Origin of the sequence: Arthrobacter sp. TB 26, assembly GCF_000427315.1 — a bacterium.
In the GTDB taxonomy this organism is placed as follows: Bacteria; Actinomycetota; Actinomycetes; order Actinomycetales; family Micrococcaceae; genus Arthrobacter.
Map to the genome: position 1 here is coordinate 1 of NZ_AUPJ01000256.1, position 1,817 is coordinate 1,817.

At 66.5% G+C, this 1,817-nt stretch carries 3 protein-coding genes (1 of these 3 running past the window's edge); 2 read left to right on the forward strand and 1 reads right to left on the reverse strand.

Annotated features, from left to right (window positions below):
- Positions 1-185: hypothetical protein (locus K789_RS26150; protein ID WP_237739565.1), on the forward strand; the 185-nt coding region annotated here is incomplete at its 5' end.
- Positions 186-290: 105 nt separating this feature from the next.
- Entirely contained in the window at positions 291-1,772 is a 1,482-nt protein-coding gene (gene cycA / locus K789_RS0109320; protein ID WP_024366524.1) for a D-serine/D-alanine/glycine transporter, read from the forward strand.
- A gap of 31 nt (positions 1,773-1,803) precedes the next feature.
- On the opposite strand, the gene K789_RS0109325 is transcribed toward cycA, so the two are convergent.
- A protein-coding gene (locus tag K789_RS0109325) for an MFS transporter (RefSeq protein WP_024366525.1) crosses the window boundary here: on the reverse strand, positions 1,804-1,817 show its end. Its footprint extends 1,393 nt past the window's final position; 14 of the gene's 1,407 nt are visible here — the last part of the coding sequence; the start codon falls outside the window, past its right edge — the gene reads right to left on this strand; the stop codon is at positions 1,804-1,806.

The window sequence follows — 1,817 nt, forward strand, 5'->3', positions numbered from 1 at the left end:
GGGACCGGCAGCGGCAGGCCGGCACCGGCGCCGAAAATTCCCGTCGTCGCAACGGAGCGGGCTTTGCCAAGGCCCGGCCCGCCCTTCATTCAGCACCTCCGGCGAGCCTCCGGAGGACCCCCGGCGGCGCCGACCCGGCGTGCTGCGGCGCCGCGGCGGCCCCCGAATCCCGCCCCTACGCTTAATCCACACGACAAAGTGTTACCTCCATCACACTCACGATGGATCCGTGCGGGCCTCCCGCGGAATGCCCTCTGCCCATGGCCCGCCTGTAACAAGGAAGAAGCCTCATGTCTGAACGCACCACCACGGCTGTCCCGAACATCGCACCAGAGACCCCCAGCAGCCACGGCCAGGAACCGCACCTCGCCCGCGCCCTGGGCAACCGCCACATCCAGCTGCTGGCGATCGGCGGCGCGATTGGCACCGGACTGTTCATGGGCTCCGGCAAGACCATCTCCCTGGCCGGACCATCCGTTATTTTCGTCTACATGATCATCGGCTTCATGCTGTTCTTCGTCATGCGGGCCATGGGCGAGATCCTGCTTTCGAACCTGGACTACAAGTCCTTCAGCGACTTCGCCGGCGACCTCCTGGGCCCCTGGGCCGGGTTCTTCACGGGCTGGTCCTACTGGTTCTTCTGGGTGGTGACCGGTGTGGCCGACATCGTCGCGATCGCCGGATACGTGGACAAGCTCGCACCCGGCACACCGCTGTGGATCCCTGCCCTGATCACGCCGGTGGTGCTCATTGTGCTGAACCTTCCCAGCGTCAAGGCGTTCGGCGAAGCGGAATTCTGGTTCGCCATCATCAAGGTGGTGGCCATCCTGGCGCTCATCATCACCGGCATCGTCATGATCGCCACCCACTTCACCTCCCCCAGCGGCGCGGTGGCCAGCCTGTCCAACCTGTGGAACGACGGCGGCATGTTCCCGCACGGCATGTTCGGCTTCGTCCTCGGCTTCCAGATCGCCATCTTCGCCTTCGCCGGCATCGAGCTTGTGGGCACGGCCGCGGCTGAAACGAAGAACCCCGAAAAGAACCTGCCGCGCGCCATCAACTCCATCCCGATCCGGGTGCTGCTGTTCTACGTTGGCGCCCTCGTGGTCATCATGGCCGTCAACCCCTGGCGCAGCATCGACCCCGCCAGCAGCCCGTTCATCGGCATGTTCACGCTGGCCGGGCTGGGGATCGCCGCGGTGGTCATCAACCTGGTGGTGCTTACCTCCGCCGCGTCCAGCGCCAACTCCGGCATCTACTCCACCTCCCGCATGGTCTACGGCCTCGCCCAGGACGGCAACGCCCCCAAGGCCTTCGGGAAGCTGAGCCCCCGGAAGGTCCCCCAGAACGCCCTGCTGTTCTCCTGCATCTTCCTGCTGGCCGGGCTGATCCTGCTCTACTCCGGCGACTCCGTCATCGGCGCCTTCACCATCGTCACCTCAGTGGCGTCCGTGCTCACCATGTTCGTCTGGTCGATGATCCTCGTCAGCTACATCGTGTTCCGCCGCCGCAGGCCCGCCCTGCACGCCGCGTCGAAGTTCAAGATGCCGGGCTCGGGCTTCATGCCCTACGTCGTGCTCGCCTTCTTCGGCTTCATGCTGGTGGCACTCGGCCAGGCCGACGACACCCGGCTGGCCCTGCTGGTAACCCCGGTCTGGTTCCTGCTCCTCGGCGGCGCCTGGTACTTCAACCGGCAGTCGCCGCTGCAGCAGGCCCGGATTGCGGAATGGAAGGCCGTCCGAAGCGCCGAGGAAGTACCGGCAGCGGGCTAGGCACCACCCGTCTCCCGGGAACCCGGGCGCCCTACCGGCGCCCGG